The sequence below is a fragment of the Sorangiineae bacterium MSr12523 genome, from assembly GCA_037157775.1.
Lineage (GTDB): Bacteria > Myxococcota_A > Polyangia > Polyangiales > Polyangiaceae > Pendulispora > Pendulispora brunnea.
The window spans coordinates 13,102,941-13,123,158 of sequence record CP089982.1 but is presented as its reverse complement, the minus strand read 5'-3'; the positions used below and the strand labels follow the sequence as shown (position 1 = coordinate 13,123,158).

Sequence of the window (20,218 nt, the reverse complement as noted above, 5' to 3'; positions counted from 1 at the left end):
CCTAGAGGCAGCGAAGGACGGTGTCGCGGATGATTTGCCAAAGGGGGGCGGGGATTTCGCCGAGCCAGCGGGCGTCGACGTCGGCGTCGGGGATGCCCTCGGCGTCGGGATCGCCGCCGTGGAGGACGAGACGCCAGAGGCGCTCACTCACCGAGCCGTTTCGCTCGATGAGGAAGCGTTGGGCCAAGGCCTGGGCGAGGGGTTCGCCTTCGAGGTCGAGGATCAAGGCCCCCCCGCGCGCGTCCCCTGAACCGCGACCCGAAAGACGGATGTACGGTCGCTTCAATGGATCGAGTTCGCCCGGTGGTTCGAAGCCGGCGGCGGCCCAGTCGCACGGCGACTTCGTATTCCCAATCAAAAAATACTCACCCTGGGACTCGGCCAGGATGGCGCCGGAAAGACGCGTCACGCGCGACATTACTCGCCCTCCGGCAGCACCAACGACCGCCCCGGCGTTTGCCCTGCGATGGCGTTGCCGTCCCAGGTGTACTTGTTCGTGTACCCGCGCGGCGTCACCATGTAGCCCTCGAAGACGAACGTGTTGCTCGAGCCGACGAGCACGGTGGTCAGCATCCCGATCTCGAACTCCAGGAAGTGATCCAGATCGGTCAGCACCGCGTTCTCGAGCTTGCGGTACGCGCTCTTCACCAAGGCGACCGGCGTATTGCCCGGGCGGTAGCGCGCGATGATGTCGTGCGCCTCCACGATTTGACGCGTGCGCCTTCCGCTCGCCGGATTGTACAAGCCAATGACGAAATCCGCGGATGCGGCAGCCTCGATGCGGCGGGTGATGACCGGCCACGGCGTGAGCAAGTCGGAAAGCGAGATGGCGCAAAAGTCGTGACCGAGCGGCGCACCCACCAGCGAGGCACACGAATTGAGCGCGGTCATACCCGGCACGATGCGCAGCTCGGGCGAGTCGCCGCGCTTCCAGCCGATCTCCTGGAGCACCTGGAAAACGAGGCCCGCCATGCCGTACACGCCCGCGTCGCCCGAGGAAATGATGGCCACCTTGGCGCCATCGCGCGCGCGCTCGACGGCGGCGCGGGCGCGGCCGATCTCCTCGGTCATGCCGGTGCGGATCACCTCTTTGCCCTCGATGAGGTCGCGCACCAACTTGATGTACGTGATGTAACCGACCACCACATCGGCCGAGACAATGGCCTCCAAGGCGGCCGGCGAGGTGTGTTGCGACGCGCCGGGCCCGATGCCGACGATCGAGAGCACGCCTTTTGCTGCTGGCGTATCACCAAAGACATCACTCATGACTCGATCTCCTTCCGCTTTGGAAACGGAATGCGTGCGACGGCGAAGGTCATCGACCTCCCGGCGCCTTCTTCGGTGTACGTCTGCTTGGGCACCAGGAGTTTCTCCGCCCCCGCCGCGAGCAACGCCGCCGGCTCCGCCACACCGCGCGCCCCCACGTAGCGTTTCACGGTTTCCGAGGGGTTCTCGATTCCGGGAACGACATCGAGTTGCTCCGGCGTGAAGGTGCGCAGTGGCCACTGCCGGCGTTCGCTCAAGGCGAGAAAGGCTTCCTCATCGCCTTTCTTGTCGATGGTGGCGATGGCCTTCACCGACTTGGGCGACAGGCCGTGCTCCTTCAAGAGCGCGTCCACCCCGCGCTCCACCATCTCGATCGACGCTCCGCGATCGCAGCCGAGGCCCACGACGAGGCTTTTGGGCCGGTACACGACGGAGTTTTCCCACGCCGCCGGGTCGAGGCGCGTGCGGTCGCTCGCGATGAGCAAGATTTCCCAGGCCGCAGGATCGACCCCCTCGAGGCTCGTCGCATAACGCACGCCCTCGGGCAGCGCGCGGTCGAGGGGCCACCAATTCGGCTCCCCCGTTTCTTGAACGAAGAGAACGGGCGTGGCATTCACCACGGCAGCGCAGCCTCGGGTGACGTTGCGATCCATGTCGTCGAGGGTCCACCCGAGGTCGCGGCCGAGGATGTCGACGGTGAGTGTGCCGATGGCGTCGGATGCGGTGGTCACCACGGACGCGGCGCCCAAAATGGAGGCGACGCGATCGGTGAAAACATTTCCGCGACCCACGTGGCCGGAGAGCACGCAGATGGAAAAGCGGGCCGCGTCGTCGACGCAGACGATGGCCGGATCGACCTTCTTGTTCTCGAGGAGCGGCGCGATCATGCGCACCACCGCGCCGACGCTGATGATGAAAATGTGCGCGTCGTAGGCGGTGAACGTCTCCTTCAAGAGCGGGCCCATGGGAAGCGCGAAAGGCTTTGCCGTCGCGGGCGCGAGGGAGGCAAGCTTGGCGGAGACGAAGAGATCCGCATCGGGAAGGCCGGCCATGAGGCGTTGCGCGATGGCGATGCCGTGGCGGGTGATGGCGTAGACGGCGAAGGGGCGGCGTGCGGTGATCATGGTTCGTTCCCAAGAAGCACGCCGCTGCGATCGCGGCGTTTGACGATGAGCATCGAGAAGCAGCCGCCATGCTCGTCGCGCACCTTGCGCACGTCGGGCTCGAAGCGCTGCTCGGCCATGGTGGCCTTGTGGACGAAAAAGGCGCGGTCGGTGAGGCCCGTCTGCTCCAAGGCGGCGAGGATGATGGGCATCTCTGCGCCAAGCTTCATGAGCACCACCGTGTCGAAGCGGCGAAGCAGGTCGACCAAGTCGTCGACGCCGTAGGTCGCGGGCACGATGGCCACACGCTCGTGCCCGTCGGCGAGCGGCACCCCGCCGATGGAGGCCACCGCGGTGATGGAGGTGACGCCGGGCACGACCTCGACCCGCAACTCGGGCCAGCGCTTCTGCGCTTCCTGCCGCACGTAGCCGAAGGTGCTAAAGACGGAAGGGTCCCCTTCGGTGACGAAGGCAACAGAGCGCCCCTCCACCAAGTGCGCACCGATGGCGTTCACCGCGGACTCCACGTGGGGACGCACGCGTGCCGGGTCTTTGCTCATGGGAAACGTGAGGCGCAGGCGCGTTTGCGAAGGCGGGAGTTCGGCCAACTCGCCGAGCGCAGGCGCGATGATCTCCCACGCGACGGAGGCGCCGTAGTCGGAGCTTCGCGGCAGCGCGAGGACGTCGACGGACTTGAGCACGTTCACCGCGCGCAAGGTGAGCAGGTCGGAGGCGCCCGGGCCTGCACCCACGCCGTAAAGGGTTCCCAGCGCGGTCATGTTTTTTCCACCGCCATGATGTGAATCGGATTCAGTGCCTCGTAGCGGCGGTAGCGCGCCAACGGGACGCCGCGGGAGATCTGGACCAAGGTGATGTCCGGATCGAGCTCGCGTGCGCGCAGCACGGCGTAGGCCTCGGCCACGTTCTCCATGGTGACGGCGTTGACCACGAGGCGTCCGCCGGGGCGAAGTGCATCGAGCGATGCGATGACGATATCGGCCATGCTTCCCTTGCTTCCGCCGACGAAGACGGCATCGGGCGCGGGAAGACCCACGAGCACCTCGGGGGCCCTTCCTTCGATGACGTGCACGTTGTCGGTGCCGTGGGTGCGCACGTTGTCACGGCAGATGGCCACGCCCTCGGGGTCGACCTCGATGGCGTAGACGGCGCCGCGCGGCGCGAGCATCGCAGCCTCGATGGAGACGGAGCCCGACCCAGCGCCGATGTCCCAGACGACGGCGTCGGGGCGGATGGCCAGCGACGCGAGCGACAAGAGGCGCACCTCGCGCTTCGTGATGAGCCCATTTTTGGGCATCCGCTTGGCGAAGGCGTCCTCGTGCAGGTACGGGATGGCCGGAGGCGTGCGCCATGCCTCGTCGCTGCGGACGAGCAGGAGCACGTTCAGCGGGTCGATGTCCTTCTCCGCCGCGAGATCGGCCAACGCGAACCGGCGCACGCGCTCTTCGGGGCCCGAGAGGCGCTCGCAGACCCACGCGTTCCACGCGCCGTCGCCGTGCTCGATGAGCCGCGCTGCCAGCCGGGCCGGCGTGTTTTCGGCGTCGGTGAGCACGGCCACCTTGGTGCTGCGGCGAAGGCGCGCGACGAAGCCATCGATGCTCCGCCCGTGCACCGACACGATGTCCGCGTCCTCCCAGGCGATGCCGGTGCGCGCGAACGCCCACTGGATGGAGCTCGGCGCGGGAAGGAACTCCACGTGCTCCGTCCCGAGCCGCTTGGCAATCATGGGACCCACCCCGAAAAACAGCGGATCGCCCGATGCGAGCACGCAGACGTGGTGCTCCTCGGCAAGCTGCGCGGCACGATCCAGTGCCGCGCCGAGCCCGCCCTTGAGCGGAATGCGCTCGCCGGTGAACTGCGGAAAGAAGGCCAGGTGGCGCTCCCCGCCCACGAGCACCTGGGCGCGTGCCACGGCGTTGGCCGCGCGGCTCGTCAAGCCTGCGCAGCCATCGTCGCCCATGCCGATCACGGTAACGGCGCGCTGCTTCACGACGACGCGCTCCCCTCGTTTTGCGCGGAAAGCATCAACAGCGCATGCACGATGGCGACGGCGATGGGGCTCCCGCCTTTGCGGCCTCGCGCGGCGATGAAGGGCACCCCCTCGGAAGCAATGAGCGCATCCTTCGACTCCTCGGCGGATACGAACCCGACCGGCACGCCGATGACCAGCGCCGGGCGGGCGCCTTCCTCGCGCACGAGCCGCAACACCTCCAGCAACGCCGTCGGCGCATTGCCGATGGCCACGATGGCGCCGTCCAGAACGCCGTTCGCGTGGGCTTTGCGCATCGACTCGATGGCACGCGTCGAGTTGTTCGCCTTGGCCGTGGCGATCACGTCTTCGTCGGAGATGAACGAGTGCACGTGGCAGCCGTACGAAGCGAGGCGCTGCTCGTTGAGGCCGACGGCGATCATCTTGACGTCGACCACCAGCGGGCACCCGCCGCGAAGGGCACGCACCCCCGAGGTGATGGCATCGCCGCTGAAGCGCATCAGCGAGCGAAACTCGAAGTCCGCGGTGGCGTGGATGACTCGCCGCACGACTTGCCATTCGGCGTCGGGGAAATCGTGGGCGCCGACCTCGGCGTCGATGATGGCGAAGCTCTTGTCCTCGATGCCGCGTCCGAGCGCGGTCATCTGTCGCATGTCCGTCATGAAGCCTCCGCGTTGAAAGTCAGCCGCGGCGGAGCCGCGGACCTCCGTAACCTCGGGCGGGTATCGCCCGAGCACCGTCCCATTGAAATCGACCAGCACCGCGTGAACCTGGATGGCGCCACCGGCATGCCGCCCCAAATGCCCCACGACGCGCTCGCAAATGGCACTGCACACCGTGGTGATGCCCTCGCGCTCGGCGATCTCGAGCACGTGGCGTGCGGTGTTCGCGGCGCGGATCTCCTCGACGATTGCGTCGGACGCACCGAGATCGCGCGCGATGCCGGCGAGGAGCTCCATGTTCACCTCGGAGCCTGCGGCGTGGGTCATCGTTTTGCCGTCGGCCATTTTGGAGAGCTTGCCGATCATGCCGACGACCACCGCGCGAAGCGCACCGCGGCGCGCGCAATGCTTGACGCCGACGCCCACGAAATCGCCCACCTGCACGAAGGCCTCCTCGGCGAAGTCCGGGTACAGGCGCATGGCGTACGCCTCGGACTTGCCGCCGGTGGTGAGCACCAAGACGTCGATGCCGCGCTCGCGGGCGACGTCGATGGCTTGCACCACGCTGGCCTTGTACGCGGCCGTCGAATACGGCTTCACGATACCGGTGGTGCCAAGGATGGAAATGCCCCCAATGAGCCCGAGGCGCGCGTTGATGGTCTGCTTCGCCAGCTCTTCGCCGCCGGGCACGGAAATGGTGACGATGGCGCCGCGGAAGGCGCTGCCGGCGATTTCCTCGAGCACCATCTGCGTGATGTTGCGGCGGGGCACGGGGTTGATGGCCGGTCCGCCGACCTCGAGCCCGAGGCCCGGTTTCATCACGCAGGCCACGCCTTCGCCGCCGCGCAATTCGATGCCCGGCTCCGCGCGAAGGGTCACCTGGGCCACGATTTCTGCGCCGTGCGTGCAGTCCGGATCATCGCCGGCGTCCTTGACGATGCTGCAGCAAGCGACGTCACCTTCGCGTTCGCTCCGCTCGAGCACGAAGGTGTGACGCTGGCCATTGGGCAGCGTGGTCTCGATGTCCACCAAGGCCCCGCCGCGCACCAAGAGACGCGTAGCAGCCTTGGCCGCGGCCGCGGCGCACGCACCCGTGGTAAACCCTTCGCGCTGTCCTTTCGGATTTCGCGGGGGAACGACGGTGCGGAGCACGCGCGGAGCGTCCATCGTTTACGCGCTCTTCTTCTCCGGGTTGTGGAAGAAGCACTCGATGCGCACCGGAACTTTCAGCCGCTCACGAAGCGGGTGAATGATCGCACCGTCGCCCGAGGCGAGCACCAGTTCGGCGCCCGTTTCGGCGACGCGCGCCTCGACGTGCGCCCACGCGTCGGTCACGCGCGACGGATCGTGCGCGGACAAAATAGATGCACATACATATTTTACGCCGGCGGCCTCGATGCGATGTCGAACGTCGTCGATGTCCAAGAACGTCTCGCCCTCGCCGCGGAGCCAGAGCACCTCGACCACGCGGCACGTCGACAGCGTGCTCGCCTGCGTGGCCAGGCCGATGGCCGTGGTGATGCCGGTATCCGTGGCCACGACCAGCGTTCGCGGCAGCTCACCCGCCTCGGGCAAAAGCTTGCCCCACGGCCCGCTGAAGGAGAACTCCGCACCCAGCGGTGCCTCGTGCAGCGCACTCGAACCGGGGCCGAGCTTCTTCACCATGAGGCGCGCGCGATGGACCGGCCCGTAGGCCGACGTGAGCGAGTACGCGCGCTTGACCGGCTTGTCGCCCGCCATCACGCCCGTGTTCACGATGATGTACTTGCCCGCCACGGGCGTGAGCGGACTCGCATCGACCGTCTCGATCTCGAGCACGCGCGCGGAGGTGCCCTCGGAATGGGCGGCCACGACGCGCAGGGTCTTCGGGTTCGCAGCCATGGGTCACTCCGCCGGAAAGAGCTCGTGCACGAGATCGTGCATCTCCTCGAGCTCGCGGTTCATGCGCCCCAAGCTCTCCACGTGCGCGCGCAACTCGAGCTCGACCTTCTTCGTCAGCACGACCAAGCTTCGCATGTACGGCAGCTTGGGATCGCCGGCGGGCGTGCGCGCGACCTTCTCGTTCAAGTCGACCAGCGACGTGGAGAAGAGCTTCACCAGCCCGTCGAGATCCGAGGCCACGGTCAGCGAGGCAAGCGGCCCTGGGGTGCGCGCGGCCTCGCCCAGCTCCGCGAGCTCGTGCGCCTTTTCGGCCTCGTCGTTCACGCCGAGGATGTTCATGAGTCCCAGACGAAGTGCTGCAATCTCGTGGCAAGCCATCGTATTTCCTATCGGGTTGGGGTTGCTTTTCGAGTCGAGAGGCGCCGCGCCAACCGCACCAGCAGGAGGCCCGCGCCGCTCGTGGCCGCGATGGCCGCAAGGAAGCCGACGATGCGAAGCGGCCAATGTGCCGGGCTGTGACGATTGACGTAGCCGAGCACGTGGATCGACCAGAGGACGTCGAACGAGCGCCACGTTTCATTGCGCCACCAAGCAATGTCGCCGGTGGCCGCGTCCACGGCGACGTCGGTGGCGCGCGCATCGTCCAAATGCACCACCCAGATCGCCTTGCCTTCGTCGTCTTTGCGCTCCACGCTGCGCGCGTGCGCCTCGCCGCGGTAGGCCTTGGTTGCGATGCGCGCGGCGCGTGCCTCGTCGATGGCCACGGCGGTGCCGTCGGCCGCGTCGACCAACCGCGGCTCGCCCTCCATGGGAACGACCTCGTAGACGGGGCGCGCGTCGAGCATCTTCAGGCGCACCGATTGCGCGTCCGAGACGATCTCGCCCGGGCGCAATCGCACCGACGCCCAATCGAGCGCCGCCACCGGTGCGCGGTCATCGGTGCCTCGTACCACACGGAAGTCGAACAAGGTGAAGGCAAACCCGGTGAGCGCCCAAGCCACGAGCTGCACGCCGACGATGGCCGTCACCGTGAAATGAAGCTTCCGCGTGTACGAGGCAAACCGCGACATGACCGGTGCCTCAGTGGCAGTAGTTCTGACCCTGCGGGATGGTCACCGTCCAGGGGTAGTTGCCCACGTTGTCGAACGTCTTCACCACCGCGTTGGTCACCGCATCGATGACCACGACGCGGTTGGCGCTGCTCACGGCAGCGATGACGTACTTGCCATCGGCCGTGGTCGACGCCGTCTCGGTGTTGCCGCCGACGGGAATGGTCGCCGTGCGCTTCTTGGTGCGCGTGTCGATGACCGCGATCTCTTCGCGCATCCGGTTCATGACGAAGGCCTTCTCGGGGTCGAGCGGCGTGTAGTTCACGCCGTACGACTCCGGCTCCTCCGTGACGATGGTGTCCGCCGAAACGGTCTGCAGCTGGTGAAGCAGCGACACGCTGCGATCGCGATGGTTCGGCACGATGCGCGCCTCGATGCCTTTGAACGGGTGCTCGGCGTAGACAATCCACGGATTCACGCCGGCGCGGATCTCGGGCAGCTTGGTGAGCGTCTTCGTATCGTAGAGAAGCACCTGCCCGGTGCCCGAATGCGCGGCCCAGAGCACGCCGTTCTCGTCGATCTGCGCGTCCGCGAAGCCGAACTCCTCGGTGCCGGCTGCAGCTACCGGCGGGCCTGCGTGACCCTCGAGCGCGATCTCCGCGTCGATGGCGAGCGACTGCAGGTCGACGCGCGTGATGTGGTACGCGCCCATGTTGGCGACGTAGGCGTGGCGGTTGTCGGCGGAGAAGCGCACGAAGTGCGGCGTGTAGAAGCCCGGCAGGCGCTTGACCTCGACGTCGGTCTTCGGGTCGATGAACGAGACGGCGTTGTCCTTCTCGTCGACCACCGCGATGAGCGATCCATCGCGGCTCAAGCTCAAATGCGACGGATCCGCGCCCACGGAAACGCGCTTGGTGACATTCAGCGAGCGGGCGTTGAGGACGTCGATTTTGCCGTTGTCCGTGCTGGATGCGTAAATCTTGGTGAAGTCCGCGCTGAGCTCGGCCATGTGGTAGCCGCGGCTGCACGTGTTGGCGGAGCCCACGATCTCGAGCGTGTCGAGGTCGATGACCGTGATGTTGCCCGAGTCACGGCTCGCGACGTAGGCACGGTTCTTCAAGTTGCCCGAGCTGCCTTGCGACGTGACCGTGTAGCTCTCCTGGCACCCCGGTCCCGGATCCGACGAGCTGCTGCAGCCTGCGGCCAACGTGGACAGAATCGCTGCGGTGACCACCCCTAGAATTGTCTTCATCATGTCGCTCCCGTTGGAATTCACTGCAAAATGTCGTCGACCAGCCGCCCAACCAGCCGATCGTTGAGAAGGTGCTCGTGCACCATTTCGGCGGCGTCCGAATCGCGAACGCCGCGGTACCAAACGCCGTCGGGGTAAACGGCCACCGTCGGCCCCTCCCCGCAGCGGCCCATGCACGCGGTGCGCGTGACCTTGATCTCGCGCGCGCGTCCACAAAGTTTCACCTCACGCCGCAAGGCCGCGAGCACCGCGGTGCTTCCGCGATCGACGCAGTCGGCGTTGAGGCACACGAGCACGTGCTTCTTCAGCGGGCGGTGCACGTGGACCGGCATCGACGCCTGCGCGTGCGTGAGCGTGTGGCGCACGCTGTAGAGCAGCGCCCGCAATCCGCCGACCTGCTGCTCCAAGCCGGGCAGCGCGGTCCGGTATTGGCACGTGTCGCACGGCAACAAGGACTCGCCCTCGAGTGCCTGGCGGGCCCGCTCGTCCATCAAGGCGAGCAATCGCTCGTCGGTCCCGAGATGAGGCGCCAAGGACGCGCGAATCCATGGATGGCGCAATGCAAACGCCTCGACCTGCGCCGTGAGCCGCTCGACCAGGCGCCCCGCGAAGAGCAGGTACGGCAACACCACGAGCCGCTCGGGCCGCACCCGCGCGATGCGCTCGAGCGCCGTCTCGACGCTCGGGGCCGTGATGCCCATGAAGCAAGGCTGCACGTCGAAAAGCCCGCGGCCTTCGCCCAGAAGACGTGCCAGCTTGCAGAATTCGCCGTTGGCATCGGGATCGCTCGAACCGCGCCCCACCACGAGAAGCAGCGTCTTCGCGCGCGTCGCGTCATCGCCGAGCTGCGTTGCCGCCCGATCGTAGGCCATGGCGACCAGCGATGGGTGCACGCCCAGGTGCGGCGCCACCGCGATCTGCACCGATGGAAAACGGAGACGCGCCTCCGCCACGGCCAGCGGGAGATCGTTTTTGACGTGCCCCGCGGCAAAAAGAAAAAGTGGAACCAACGCCACGCGACGCGCCGATTGTGCGGCCAAGGTCAAAGCCTCGGACACGAGTGGTCGGGCGAGCTCGATGTAGCCGACCTGCACGCGGCGGCCCGTAGCTCGGTACACCTCGGCCAGCGATTCGAACTCGACGTTCGCCTCGGGATTTCGGCTCCCATGGCCGACGAGCAAAACGCACGTGTCGATCGAAGGGTCGGTGGCCCGGGTGAGATCCGCACCCGAACGCCACGCAGTAGAGTGCATGGCGCACCTCTCGCGTGAAACCCCGGGTAGGTCTCCTGGCTCGTAGGTTCAGCAGCTGTTCGAAGGCTGCAGCGCCGTGCTCCCCTTCCCCGGTCTCAGTAGCGAGATCGAGTGGCTTCGAAGCACGACTCCCCACATACAGTGGCGGCACCGCGCCGGCATTTCACCGGCTTCCCTGTTGTGCCCTTACGGGCACCCGAGGCGATTCAATTGTCAACGGCGCGCATGCTCGTCGATGCCTGCATCCGATGTCAAGAGTGCCCCAAGCGAAACGGGACCCATGCGAGGTGCTCGACGGTGCGCCCCATGGCATCGGGCCATGAGCAGCCCTCGAGCACGACATAAAGCGCCCGCACCACACCCGCATGCGCCACGAGCCCATGCGATTGGGCTGGCTCCAATGACAGCGACGTCAACCATGCCCGCACCCGCCGCTCGATGTCCTGCGGGGCTTCGCCACCCGGCGGTGCGACGTGCTCCCACTCGCGCATCCAGCGCTCGTAGGCCTCGCCATCCCGCGCGCGGATGTCCGTCCAGCAAAGGCCGTCCCACGCACCGAAGTTCATCTCGTACAGCGCCGCATCGACGCGGAAGGCGGCACGCCAATGCCCCGCGAGGTGCTCGGCCACGGCCGCGCAGCGCGACACCGGTGAGGTCCACACCGCCTCGGGCGGTGGCTCATTCGGTGGAAAGGACGCCGCCAACGTCGCCGCCGCGCGATCGTGCGGGACGGTCACCGCTACATCGGTGCGGCCGTAACAGCGCGCTCCCGGATCCGCGACCGGCGCATGCCGTGCAACCCACAGGATCAAGGTGGGCCGCCGCGCACGATGGCCAAGGTCAGCAGCATCGCGCACTCGCTCACTTGCTCGGCGGCGCCGAGGAAGTCGCCCGTAATGCCGCCCACACGAGCCTGAAAGCGGAAGGCGCAGAACATGCACACGGTGGCCGCCGCGGCCAAGGCCGACACGACCTCGAACACGTTGAGCGCGTCCATCAAGCAGAGGGCCGCCCCCACGACGAGCACCCATCCCGTGGCAACGGCCACTTGCACCCGACCCGCGGCCACGATGGATCGACTCTTGGCCACCGACTCGTCGGTCACATAGGGCAACGTCGCCATCAGCCACACGGGCCCGAGACGCGCCGCGCCATGGGTGAAGACCAACGCGATGGGCGCGACGGGCCCGAGTCGCTCGAGCAGCGCCACACGCAAAAGCAAGGTGATGGTCAGCGCCGCCGCACCGAAAGCGCCGATGCGACTGTCCTTCAAAATCGCGAGCACCCGCTCCCGCGTGGTCCCACCGCCCAGCGCATCGGCCGTGTCGGCCAATCCATCTTCGTGCATCGCCCCCGTGATGAAGAGCGAAACACCGACGGCCATGACCGCGGCCACCAAAAGCCCGGCGCGCACGGTGAGGATCCACACGCCGGAGAGCAGGGCCCCGAGCATGGTGCCCACGAGCGGCAGGTACGCCGCCGACCATCGCCAGTCCGCATCCGAATACGGAAAGCCGCCCACGGGCACGCGCGTGAGGACGGTCACCGCAGCCCGAATGCCTCGCAGCCACGAAGGCGCGTTCCCCAACCCATCAACGCCGACGGCCGTCGACATGCCTTTGCTCTAATTCATTTTCCGAAAATATCAAAGTGAGCTCCGCAGCCAATACCGACTACGACATAGCTCCTTCCCGATTGGATATTTTGGCCATTGACGAACGTTGGATGAAATGGCGCCCGAATATTCGGATCGGAAGCTGCCGCGGCCGCATAATCGCGTGAGCCGTCGGCGCTGAAGGTCACGCTTCCATCGCTATCGTTCATCGCGCCGCTGGAGATGTGGGCCATCGGCGAAATGGTAAACAACTTCGAAAATCGGATTTCCGCTCCGAGGCCGAGGCGGAAAAGCTCCCACGTCGACATCTTGAAGGTCTCGTTGCCGTTCTTCACCGTCACGGTGCGCAGACCGATGGATAGTTCGGAGAGAAAACTCGCGCGATCCACGTTGCCGGCGGCGTAGCGGAATCCAAGGCCTATGAGATCACTCGACGACGTGGCATCGGTTCCATCGAATCGATGACCTTGTCTCATGAATCCGTGTTCCCAAAAGAGGAACGGGATGTAGTGCTTGCCGAGTCGCGCGCCGAGGTCCACTTCGACCGCGGGACCGGGGCCAAGGAAATTGCCCGTGGTCTCCTCTCGGCCGAGCTCGTTCGTATAGAAGTAGCCGCCAAAGCCCAACGCGCGCAGCGACGCTCCGGCGTAGAAGGAATAGTTCGGCGCGTGAACAGGCTCAGGCGCGGGCTCGTATTCGATCGGCGGCGGGGGCGGAGGGATGTCCTGCGAAAGGTAGGGCCCTCCCGGGTACGGTGACGGTGCGGCTTGCGGCGGCGGGGGCGGTGGTGCGGGCTGCTGGGTTTGACCCGGGTACACGTACGGCGGCGGCGCGGGCGCAGGCTGATGAGGCGTGGGCGGCGGCAGTGGAGGAAGGGGGCCGGCGGGTTGCTGCTGCGCCCAAGCCAAGCTCGATGTCAGCGCAACGGTAAGAAAGACACCGATTTCAAGCTTGTGCATACCGGCCATGATAGAGCCCGGCGGTTCGAGCTGCGCATGAAAACTCCTGCCGTCGTGGAGCTCCGGCGTCAGCTAGAATGTCGTACACGTGAAGCAATTCGGACGATATGCAGCGGTGGGCTTCGAGTTTTTCGCGCTCATTGCCGCCGGCTTTCTCGGGGGGCGCTTTCTCGACGCGCGCCTCGGCACCGGCTACCTCGTGTGGATCGGGCTAACGGTCGGCACGTTCGCAAGCTTCCGCACCCTCTTCCGCATGGCCCAACTCGAACAGCGCGCACTCGAAAAAGAAGACCGAGAGAACGAAGAAAGCAGCGAGAGGGATCGCCATGACCACGGATGAAAAGAACGGCGCGCGCATTCCCGCGCTGCGTCCCGTTCTGATCGTGGGCGCCCTGTTGACCTTGGGCGCGGCCATCGCGTTCGACGTGCACACCGCCGTGTCGACGGCCGCGGGGGTCGCCGTTGCGGTGCTCGACCTCTGGGTGATCACGCGCATGGTCACGATCATCACGGGCATCGACCCTTCTCAGCAGGGCTCCCGCTGGGCCCCCGTCGTTCTCGTTAAGTTCCTGGTCCTCTTCAGCGGGGTCATCATTCTTTTGTCGCTGAAAGTCATCCTTCCGCTGCCATTTTTGGCGGGACTTGGGGCACTACCGATCGGCATTGTGATCCAGGGTCTCTTTCCCGGGTGAAATTGTCCTCTCCTTAGTGTAGAGGGGAGGCCGACATGCCGGAGCACACCTCCTTTTTCACCTACCTGATCGCGAAACTGCCCTTCTTCAAGGACTTCGCCCACGCCCTCGGCCATACGGCTACCGGGCAGGAGGTGACGACGCACACGATCGAGCCGTTCGTCGTGAGCGTCTTCATCGTGATCCTGCTCTCGCTGCTGGCGTTCGCGGCCAAGGCCAAGATCGTGGCGCCGAAGGGCATCGCGGACGAGGCGATCGTTCCGGAGGACAAGCTCACCTCCCGCACGTTCCTCGAGCTGTTCGTGGGCTACGTCTACGACACGATGAAGGACGCCATGGGGCCGAAGCGCGCCAAGAAGTACTTCCCCGTGGTGGGCACGTCGGCCATCTTCATCTTTTTCGGCAACCTGCTCGGTCTCATCCCGGGGTTTGCGCCCCCCACGTCGTCGTGGAACATCACGCTCGGCTGCGCGCTCGTCGTCTTCTTCGCCTTCAATTACTACGGCTTGAAGGAGAACGGCATTGGCTACATCAAGCACCTGGCCGGCCCGGTCTGGTGGCTCGCCTTCCTCATCTTCCCGCTCGAGGTGATGAGCCTGATCATCCGGCCGATCACGCTGTCGGTTCGTTTGATGCTCAACATGTCGGTCGACCACCTTCTCGTGTCGATCTTCCACACCCTCGTGGCCCTCGTGGTGCCGGTGGCGGTCATGCTGCTCGGTACCTTGGTCATCGCCGTCCAGGCGTACGTCTTCACCCTGCTGGCCACCGTCTACATTTCGTTGGCGACGGAACATGACGAGCACATCGAGGACCATCAGCCCGGAAAAAAACATGACATCACCCGGGTTCCCGTGCAGCCCCCCGCGTGATAAAGGCCCCCTCGCTGCTCTCCCGCTCTTGCCTGCTCAAACGACGCTCTTGCGCGGACCGAGTGATTCCGACTAAACGGCACGCTCGCAAACGCACTCACATCGCTGACCACCGTTTTGCCCCCGCAATCCCGCGGGGAACCTCCTAAAGGAGCCCCTGAAGATGTCGACCTCGAAGAAGCTCGCTCCCGTACTCGCCGCCCTGGCGACGCTACTCATCTCCTCCGCCGCCTTTGCCGCCGAGACCGCTGACAAGTACGCCGTCGATGGCGACGTCCGGAAGTGGGGCACGATCGGCGCCGGCGTCGCGATCGGACTCGCGGTGCTCGGTGGCGGCCTCGGTCAGGGTCGCGCTGCCAGTGCAGCCCTCGAAGGCATCGCCCGCAACCCGGGTGCAGCCGCTCGTATCCAGACCCCGATGATTCTCGGTCTGGCGCTCATCGAGTCGCTCGTTCTCTTCTCGCTCGTCGTCTCGCTGTTCATCCTCGGGAAGATCTGAGCCCGTTCCTCGCCCGCGCGGTACCAAACCAGCGGCGAGGGCCAAGACTTTCACCCGCGGTGCGTGAAAACGCGCCGCGGGTGCTTATTTCATTTAAAGCTTCTTCGGGCCGCGCCACAAATCTAGGACGGTGTGCCCGAGCCACACGACGCCGGCCACGACGAGCATGGCCTGGGCGAGCACTTCGTGGACGCCGTGTGAGAGCAGCAAGGTGCCGCTGGTGATGAGTGCGGCGAGGATGGCGCCCGTGAAGATGCGCCGTCCGAGTCGATCCGTGGCGCGCGGAAGCTCGGGATCCAGCGTGCGCAGGGCGAGGCGTCCGAGGCGGAGATCCTCGAGCACCTCGCCGACCTGCATCGGCATGTCGTAACCGGTGCGCGAGAGCTGGCCCACGCCGCGCAGCAATTCGCTGCCTAGTTTTTGCGGCGAATAGCGAAGGCGCAAGATCTCGATGAAGTGCGGGCCCGCGCTGCCGAAGACGTCGAGATCAGGATCGAGTTGCTTGCCGATGCCCTCGATGGTCATCAGCGCTTTGCCGACGAGCATGAAGTCGGTGGGGATCTCGATGCCGTACTTCATGGCGCCTTGCACTAGATCGCGGATCATCGCGGACATCTCGATTTCGCGAAGCGGGCGGCCCAAGTACTTCTCCGCGAGCATGGCCGCTTCGGCGCGGTACTCGCGCATGTCGACCTTCTTCGTCGGGCGGCCGATTTTGTAGAGCGCGTCGGCCACGCCGTAGGAGTCTTTCCGATAGGCGGCGACCATGAGGTCGACGGTGTAGTCGCGAAGCTCGGGCGAGAGGCGGCCGACCATGCCGACGTCGATGAGACCGATGATGGGCTGCTCGGGCGTGCCCATCACGATGACGTTGCCGGGGTGCGGATCGGCGTGGAAGAAGCCGTCCTCGAAGGCCATTTTGATGACCACGGCGAGGGCCTCTTTCGCGATGCGCGGACCGTCGAAGCCATCGGCCACGGCCTTGTCGACCTTGCGACCGTCGAAGAACTCGAGGGTGAGCACGGTCTTCGAGCTCACGTGTTTGTACACGCGGGGAAAACGCGCGATGGGCTTGGAGGCGAAGTTCTGCGCGAAGCGCTCCGCGTTGTCCGCCTCCACCATGTAATTGAGCTCGTTGGTGATCGAGCGATCGAACTGTTGCACCAAGCCGATGGGCGAATAGATGCGCGTCTCGGGGATGGCGCGCTCGATGGCGGCGGCCATGATGTGGAGCAGCTCGAGATCGCGTGCCACGGTGGCGGCGACACCCGGGCGCTGGACTTTGACGACGACGTCCACGTTGCGGGTGATGCCGTTTTCCGTGGTCTCGAGAACCGCGCGGTGCACCTGCCCGATGGATGCGGTGGCGAGCGGCCGTTCGTCGAAGGAGACGAAGAGGGTCTCGAGCGGCGCCGAAAGGCTGGTCTCGATGGCGGTTTTGATCTCCGAGAACGGGATGGGAGGAACTTCGTCCTGAAGCTTCTTCAGCTCCGTGATGAGCTCCTCCGGGAGGATGTCGCCGCGGGTGGAGATGATCTGCCCCAGCTTGATGAAGGAGGGGCCCAGGTCCTGCAGCACGAGGCGGGCGCGCTCTGCGGTGGAGATGCGCGTTCTCTCCTCCTCGCCGCGGAGCCGTTCGGCATCGGGGATCTCTTCCGCGGTGCCCTCGGCAAGTTGCGCCCCCTGCCCTAGTTGCCCCACTTGACCGGCGCCGTTCCCATCGGAGAGCGCCGCGTCTTCGCGCGAGCGCTTTTTGCCCCCGCCGAAGCCGGCGCGTGCAACGATTTCGCCGAAGCCGTGGCGCACGAGCACGGTGGAGATCTCGCGCAGACGGCCCAAATCGCGGATAGCGGAGACGACGCCGATCACCCCCGTACGGTATCCCGATTCGCCTTTAGCGGCAAAGTCGCAGGTGCGGCTTCAGCAGATAGCCAAAGCCTGCGTTTTCGAGACGTTGGACGATTTCCTGGCGGGAACACCGGAGGCGCTCGGCCGCCGTTTCGAGGTGCCAGCCCGCGCGGGACAGCTGCTCGAGCAGGTAGGCCCGGCGCACTTGGGCGGCGGAGAGACGGAACGTCTTCATGTATTCGAGCGTGCCGTCGTCGCGGACGATGCGCTCGCCGATGTGGCATTCCTGGTCGGGATCGAACTCGGGCATGAAGCGCTCGAGCCGGAACGGCGTGAGTCGACGCACGGTCTCGGTGCGAACCTCGCGACGGAAGAAGCCGTCGGCGAGCAGGTGCGTGTACTCGATCCAATCGCGGCGCACGCGGGCGACTTCCACGCGAAGCTCGGCAAGCGTGGAGACCCTCGCGCCGTCGATGGTGGCCTCGGCGCGTGGCATTTCCGGGTAGAGGGCGGCGTACTGATAGAGCAGCTCGCCGAAGAAGTCTTCGAGGAGGCTACGATGCAGAAGCCGGTAATCGTCGGGATGGGAGACGACGAAGACCGAGGCGAGCGCCTCGGCCACGAAGACCATGACGCCTACTTGCGTGGGGTGAATCTCGAAGACGCGAAGAGCTTCCTCGAAGCCGCGGATGCATCCACCGCCGACGCTGAACTCCATGCGCGGGTCGAGGCCGCGGCGAATGGCCCGCTGGGAGTACTCGTTCCAAACGATGTCCGGGCCATCGAAGTGAAGCGCGAGGAATCCTTCCATCGCGAGATGAAGGGGCAAGAGACGAAAACGCGTCTCGTCCTCGCGCTTGACCATGCGATGCAGGAGGTTCACCACGCGCCCGCGCTTTCCTTTTTCCTCCCCCAACGAGGTGCCGAAGGTCGCTTGCGTGCCATCCTTCGTGTGGGAAACGACGAAGCCGTGCGGCACGTAGGAGACGTAGCAGGTGGTGTCGAGCGAGACGATGGCCGGCACCGCCTCGTAGTGGCGCGCGCGGATACGCAAATCGCCGGGCGCGTCGTCACGGCAGAGGGGCACGAGGCGGATGCCGCCGAGCACTTGCGGGGATGCGATTCGGAGATGGGAAATCATGACGTGACTCGGAGGAAGTGGCGCACGCGTCGGTCGAGGTGCTCGATTACGCTTTCGAGGGTGGCATCATCGCTGGCGAATCGGGCGAAAAGGACCAACGTGGGAAGATCCTCGGCATCGCGGATGCCCATGGTGGGCACGGCGGGGCAGAAAGACTTGGGCGCGTAGCTTTCCGCATCGAAGACCGGGTTGACGTGAACGATGAACGGGGCTCCGCGTCGTAGGCGCGTGCGAACGACTTGGAGGAGCTGGCCTACGGCACCGGGCGGATCGTTGTCGAAGCCGTCGGAGACGATGACGAGAAGATCGGGATTCGTCTCGAGCGCATCGAGGATGGGCGTCGCGAGATCCGTCTGACCGCGGGCGTCGACGCGCAACTCGTCGGAGGTGGGCACCGTCCAGAACGCGCGGTACTCGGCAGACGCCGCGCGAAGGAAGTACGAGACGGCAAGGGCCACGGCGAGGGGGCGGCGGCGCTTTTCAGTGGACCCATACGAGGAGTAGCTGCGGTCGAGCACGCACGCGACCCGTCCAAAGCGCGCGTTGGTCTTGCGAACCGCGCGAAGCGTGGAGCTCCAGAGGGCGTCTCGCCCGGTGCCGTGCGGCCGAGAAAGGATGTAACTCGCGAGCTTCGTCGGAGAAAGCTTGGTCGGATCCAAGGCGTACGCCTCATCGAGGCTCGCAGCGCTGCGGTTTTGAAGGCGCAGACGTTCGTGGTGCGTAAGCTTGGGCTCGATCCGGCGGAGGAATACGTCGCGCGCGATGCCGTGCTTGGCAGCGAAACCTTCCGCGATGGAGTACGGCAAGTCGTAGACGGCGTCCTTGCCGAAGTGGGCGCGGCGAAAGCTCTCGAAGAGCGGCGTGGTGAAGACGCGGCTCTTCCAACCGCGCAGAAAGAAGCTTGCAAGCTCGCCGTCGAGCCGCAAATGCGCATGCAGCGCCGCGCGGCGAAAGCAGCGGCGGTACTTCACCGCGCGGAGGTCGCGATCCTTGGGGCGCCCGAGAAAACGCCCGACGATGGCGCGCGTTCGGCGATTGTTCACGCGCTGCTTGGCGAGGCGCTCGACGACGTGCATCGCGCGGTGCGGGGGCATGCGCTCCAGGGCGCGCGTGATGAGCGCGCCCTCCTCGGCGCGATGGTCCTTGGGCGCGGCCTTCCCCGTCGCGAGGAGGTTCACGATGATGAGCGCCTGATTGAAGTCGTTGATGCCGCAGGCCAGGGCGCGCGCGTAAAGCTGGCGGTAATTGCCCAGGATGTAGCGGTGCAGAAAGTCGATCGATACGGACTGCCCGTGCGCGTCGGAATAGAATTCTCGCTGTCCGGTGCATGCGAAGCACGCATTGACGAACATGAGCCAATCCTCGCGCGTCACCTGTCGTTCTCGAAGGGTCATCATGGTGCACGCCGCCCGGGGAGAAAGAGGCGTGACCGCTTTTTCTGCGCCAAATGCTGTTGTCGAAAGTCACGCCGAAGTCCCACGGGCAGCGTGCGCGCATGAAGAGCAAGGCTCGGGCCACGTCGATTTGGCGTGCATCCACGGGCAGCGAGCAGGCGTACGATACAAAAGGATAATCATCTTATCTCTCGGTATCGCACTTGAGTTAGCCAGTTCCATTCTGGGGGGCATGCGGACCGAAGTTGAATTTTTGCGCCTTCGAGCGAGGGCAACGAAGCAACGGGCGGCTCGGATGACCCATCGAAGATGGCACCATGATCGCCCACATCAGCTTCGCGGTGAGCGACTTCGAGCGAAGCAAAGCCTTCTATCGCGCGGTGCTCGCGCCGCTTGGTTACAAAGTGGAGATGGAGCTCACGCCGGAAACGACGGGCTCCGTCTCCGTGGCCGGCTTTGGCGACGGCACGACGAAGTATGGAGACTTCTACCTTGCCAGTGCACCGCCAGGTACCAAGGCAAACACCCCGATGCACGTCGCCTTCTGGGCGAAGAGCCCTGCGCAGGTGGATGCATTCTACAAGGCCGCTTTGGAGTCCGGTGGGAAAGACAATGGGCCGCCAGGACCTCGCCAGGAATATGGCCCCGACGATTACGTGGCCTTCGTCCTCGACCCCGACGGACACCGACTCGAGGTCTGGTACATGAAGCCGGCGTGAAGCGG

22 protein-coding genes, 1 pseudogene and 1 riboswitch are annotated in these 20,218 nt (G+C 65.7%); of the genes and pseudogenes, 5 read left to right on the top strand and 18 right to left on the bottom strand.

All coding sequences use genetic code 11. The features are described 5' to 3' along the window. Nucleotide 1: 1 nt before the first annotated feature. The 15 genes and pseudogenes from LZC95_52230 to LZC95_52160 form a co-directional block, all read right to left on the bottom strand. Nucleotides 2-418 (bottom strand): precorrin-3B C(17)-methyltransferase, encoded by a 417-nt coding sequence (locus LZC95_52230; protein WXA94978.1) that lies wholly within the window; start codon nt 416-418, stop codon nt 2-4. Beyond that, on the bottom strand, nt 418-1,266 hold the full coding sequence (gene cobJ / locus LZC95_52225) for a precorrin-3B C(17)-methyltransferase (GenBank protein ID WXA94977.1): 849 nt from the start codon (nt 1,264-1,266) through the stop codon (nt 418-420). The genes LZC95_52230 and cobJ overlap by 1 nt, the downstream gene beginning before the upstream one ends. Then, on the bottom strand, nt 1,263-2,390 hold the full coding sequence (locus LZC95_52220) for a cobalamin biosynthesis protein (GenBank protein ID WXA94976.1): 1,128 nt from the start codon (nt 2,388-2,390) through the stop codon (nt 1,263-1,265). Before LZC95_52220 ends, cobJ begins: the two co-directional genes overlap by 4 nt. Further along, complete coding sequence (gene cobI, locus LZC95_52215; protein WXA94975.1) at nt 2,387-3,148, bottom strand: precorrin-2 C(20)-methyltransferase; 762 nt, start codon at nt 3,146-3,148, stop codon at nt 2,387-2,389. Before cobI ends, LZC95_52220 begins: the two co-directional genes overlap by 4 nt. Then, on the bottom strand, nt 3,145-4,377 hold the full coding sequence (gene cbiE, locus LZC95_52210) for a precorrin-6y C5,15-methyltransferase (decarboxylating) subunit CbiE (GenBank protein WXA94974.1): 1,233 nt from the start codon (nt 4,375-4,377) through the stop codon (nt 3,145-3,147). Before cbiE ends, cobI begins: the two co-directional genes overlap by 4 nt. Continuing rightward, nucleotides 4,374-5,030, bottom strand: a complete 657-nt coding sequence (locus tag LZC95_52205) for a precorrin-8X methylmutase (protein ID WXB00287.1) — start codon at nt 5,028-5,030, stop codon at nt 4,374-4,376. Before LZC95_52205 ends, cbiE begins: the two co-directional genes overlap by 4 nt. A gap of 129 nt (nt 5,031-5,159) precedes the next feature. Beyond that, a pseudogene (locus tag LZC95_52200) lies at nt 5,160-6,206 on the bottom strand (cobalt-precorrin-5B (C(1))-methyltransferase). Nucleotides 6,207-6,209: 3 nt separating this feature from the next. After that, nucleotides 6,210-6,920: an FAD-binding oxidoreductase gene (locus LZC95_52195; protein WXA94973.1), complete on the bottom strand. Its 711-nt coding sequence runs from the start codon at nt 6,918-6,920 to the stop codon at nt 6,210-6,212. Nucleotides 6,921-6,923: 3 nt separating this feature from the next. Then, nucleotides 6,924-7,298, bottom strand: coding sequence for a DUF3209 family protein (locus LZC95_52190; protein WXA94972.1), 375 nt, complete (start codon nt 7,296-7,298; stop codon nt 6,924-6,926). Between the two features lie 8 nt (nt 7,299-7,306). Beyond that, nucleotides 7,307-7,990 carry a PepSY domain-containing protein gene (locus LZC95_52185; GenBank protein WXA94971.1) on the bottom strand — a complete coding sequence of 228 codons (684 nt, stop codon included), beginning with the start codon at nt 7,988-7,990 and terminating at the stop codon, nt 7,307-7,309. Nucleotides 7,991-8,000: 10 nt separating this feature from the next. Continuing rightward, nucleotides 8,001-9,224, bottom strand: a complete 1,224-nt coding sequence (locus LZC95_52180; protein WXA94970.1) for a hypothetical protein — start codon at nt 9,222-9,224, stop codon at nt 8,001-8,003. A 17-nt stretch (nt 9,225-9,241) separates the two neighbouring features. Continuing rightward, on the bottom strand, nt 9,242-10,474 hold the full coding sequence (locus LZC95_52175; GenBank protein WXA94969.1) for a sirohydrochlorin cobaltochelatase: 1,233 nt from the start codon (nt 10,472-10,474) through the stop codon (nt 9,242-9,244). 7 nt (nt 10,475-10,481) lie between these two features. Then, a riboswitch (cobalamin riboswitch) is annotated at nt 10,482-10,689 on the bottom strand. A gap of 36 nt (nt 10,690-10,725) precedes the next feature. Then, nucleotides 10,726-11,286 (bottom strand): histidine phosphatase family protein, encoded by a 561-nt coding sequence (locus LZC95_52170; GenBank protein ID WXA94968.1) that lies wholly within the window; start codon nt 11,284-11,286, stop codon nt 10,726-10,728. After that, the gene (locus LZC95_52165) at nt 11,283-12,089 is read right to left on the bottom strand and encodes an adenosylcobinamide-GDP ribazoletransferase (GenBank protein ID WXA94967.1); all 807 of its coding nucleotides are present in this window, start codon (nt 12,087-12,089) and stop codon (nt 11,283-11,285) included. Before LZC95_52165 ends, LZC95_52170 begins: the two co-directional genes overlap by 4 nt. Before the next feature lie 14 nt (nt 12,090-12,103). Further along, entirely contained in the window at nt 12,104-13,048 is a 945-nt protein-coding gene (locus tag LZC95_52160) for a hypothetical protein (protein ID WXB00365.1), read from the bottom strand. An 88-nt stretch (nt 13,049-13,136) separates the two neighbouring features. Between LZC95_52160 and LZC95_52155 the strand changes: the two genes are divergently transcribed. The 4 genes from LZC95_52155 (at nt 13,137) to LZC95_52140 (ending at nt 15,111) form a co-directional block, all read left to right on the top strand. Beyond that, complete coding sequence (locus LZC95_52155) at nt 13,137-13,388, top strand: AtpZ/AtpI family protein (GenBank protein WXA94966.1); 252 nt, start codon at nt 13,137-13,139, stop codon at nt 13,386-13,388. Beyond that, entirely contained in the window at nt 13,375-13,740 is a 366-nt protein-coding gene (locus LZC95_52150; protein ID WXA94965.1) for an ATP synthase subunit I, read from the top strand. Before LZC95_52155 ends, LZC95_52150 begins: the two co-directional genes overlap by 14 nt. A 35-nt stretch (nt 13,741-13,775) precedes the next feature. Beyond that, nucleotides 13,776-14,612, top strand: coding sequence for a F0F1 ATP synthase subunit A (gene atpB / locus LZC95_52145; GenBank protein WXA94964.1), 837 nt, complete (start codon nt 13,776-13,778; stop codon nt 14,610-14,612). A 163-nt stretch (nt 14,613-14,775) separates the two neighbouring features. Continuing rightward, nucleotides 14,776-15,111: an ATP synthase F0 subunit C gene (locus LZC95_52140; GenBank protein WXA94963.1), complete on the top strand. Its 336-nt coding sequence runs from the start codon at nt 14,776-14,778 to the stop codon at nt 15,109-15,111. 93 nt (nt 15,112-15,204) lie between these two features. Here LZC95_52140 and LZC95_52135 read toward each other — a convergent pair whose 3' ends face one another. The 3 genes from LZC95_52135 to LZC95_52125 are packed head-to-tail and all read right to left on the bottom strand — an operon-like array spanning nt 15,205 to nt 19,497. Then, nucleotides 15,205-16,980, bottom strand: a complete 1,776-nt coding sequence (locus LZC95_52135; protein WXA94962.1) for an AarF/UbiB family protein — start codon at nt 16,978-16,980, stop codon at nt 15,205-15,207. 25 nt (nt 16,981-17,005) lie between these two features. Then, a complete protein-coding gene (locus tag LZC95_52130) occupies nt 17,006-18,100 on the bottom strand; it encodes a hypothetical protein (GenBank protein ID WXA94961.1) in 1,095 nt (364 codons plus the stop codon). After that, nucleotides 18,097-19,497 carry a hypothetical protein gene (locus LZC95_52125; protein WXA94960.1) on the bottom strand — a complete coding sequence of 467 codons (1,401 nt, stop codon included), beginning with the start codon at nt 19,495-19,497 and terminating at the stop codon, nt 18,097-18,099. Before LZC95_52125 ends, LZC95_52130 begins: the two co-directional genes overlap by 4 nt. A 314-nt stretch (nt 19,498-19,811) precedes the next feature. Between LZC95_52125 and LZC95_52120 the strand changes: the two genes are divergently transcribed. Further along, a complete protein-coding gene (locus LZC95_52120; GenBank protein WXA94959.1) occupies nt 19,812-20,213 on the top strand; it encodes a VOC family protein in 402 nt (133 codons plus the stop codon). Nucleotides 20,214-20,218: the final 5 nt, after the last annotated feature.

Excerpts from the sequence above, each read along its gene's own strand:
- LZC95_52140 (WXA94963.1), top strand. The coding sequence starts at position 14,776 with ATGTCGACCTCGAAGAAGCTCGCTCCCGTACTCGCCGCCCTGGCGACG.
- LZC95_52125 (WXA94960.1), bottom strand. The coding sequence starts at position 19,497 with ATGATGACCCTTCGAGAACGACAGGTGACGCGCGAGGATTGGCTCATG.
- cobI (WXA94975.1), bottom strand. The coding sequence starts at position 3,148 with ATGACCGCGCTGGGAACCCTTTACGGCGTGGGTGCAGGCCCGGGCGCC.
- LZC95_52175 (WXA94969.1), bottom strand. The coding sequence starts at position 10,474 with ATGCACTCTACTGCGTGGCGTTCGGGTGCGGATCTCACCCGGGCCACC.
- LZC95_52165 (WXA94967.1), bottom strand. The coding sequence starts at position 12,089 with ATGTCGACGGCCGTCGGCGTTGATGGGTTGGGGAACGCGCCTTCGTGG.
- LZC95_52160 (WXB00365.1), bottom strand. The coding sequence starts at position 13,048 with ATGCACAAGCTTGAAATCGGTGTCTTTCTTACCGTTGCGCTGACATCG.
- LZC95_52150 (WXA94965.1), top strand. The coding sequence starts at position 13,375 with ATGACCACGGATGAAAAGAACGGCGCGCGCATTCCCGCGCTGCGTCCC.
- LZC95_52180 (WXA94970.1), bottom strand. The coding sequence starts at position 9,224 with ATGATGAAGACAATTCTAGGGGTGGTCACCGCAGCGATTCTGTCCACG.
- LZC95_52190 (WXA94972.1), bottom strand. The coding sequence starts at position 7,298 with ATGGCTTGCCACGAGATTGCAGCACTTCGTCTGGGACTCATGAACATC.
- LZC95_52220 (WXA94976.1), bottom strand. The coding sequence starts at position 2,390 with ATGATCACCGCACGCCGCCCCTTCGCCGTCTACGCCATCACCCGCCAC.
- LZC95_52230 (WXA94978.1), bottom strand. The coding sequence starts at position 418 with ATGTCGCGCGTGACGCGTCTTTCCGGCGCCATCCTGGCCGAGTCCCAG.
- atpB (WXA94964.1), top strand. The coding sequence starts at position 13,776 with ATGCCGGAGCACACCTCCTTTTTCACCTACCTGATCGCGAAACTGCCC.
- LZC95_52195 (WXA94973.1), bottom strand. The coding sequence starts at position 6,920 with ATGGCTGCGAACCCGAAGACCCTGCGCGTCGTGGCCGCCCATTCCGAG.
- cobJ (WXA94977.1), bottom strand. The coding sequence starts at position 1,266 with ATGAGTGATGTCTTTGGTGATACGCCAGCAGCAAAAGGCGTGCTCTCG.
- LZC95_52130 (WXA94961.1), bottom strand. The coding sequence starts at position 18,100 with ATGATTTCCCATCTCCGAATCGCATCCCCGCAAGTGCTCGGCGGCATC.
- LZC95_52185 (WXA94971.1), bottom strand. The coding sequence starts at position 7,990 with ATGTCGCGGTTTGCCTCGTACACGCGGAAGCTTCATTTCACGGTGACG.
- LZC95_52205 (WXB00287.1), bottom strand. The coding sequence starts at position 5,030 with ATGCGACAGATGACCGCGCTCGGACGCGGCATCGAGGACAAGAGCTTC.
- LZC95_52120 (WXA94959.1), top strand. The coding sequence starts at position 19,812 with ATGATCGCCCACATCAGCTTCGCGGTGAGCGACTTCGAGCGAAGCAAA.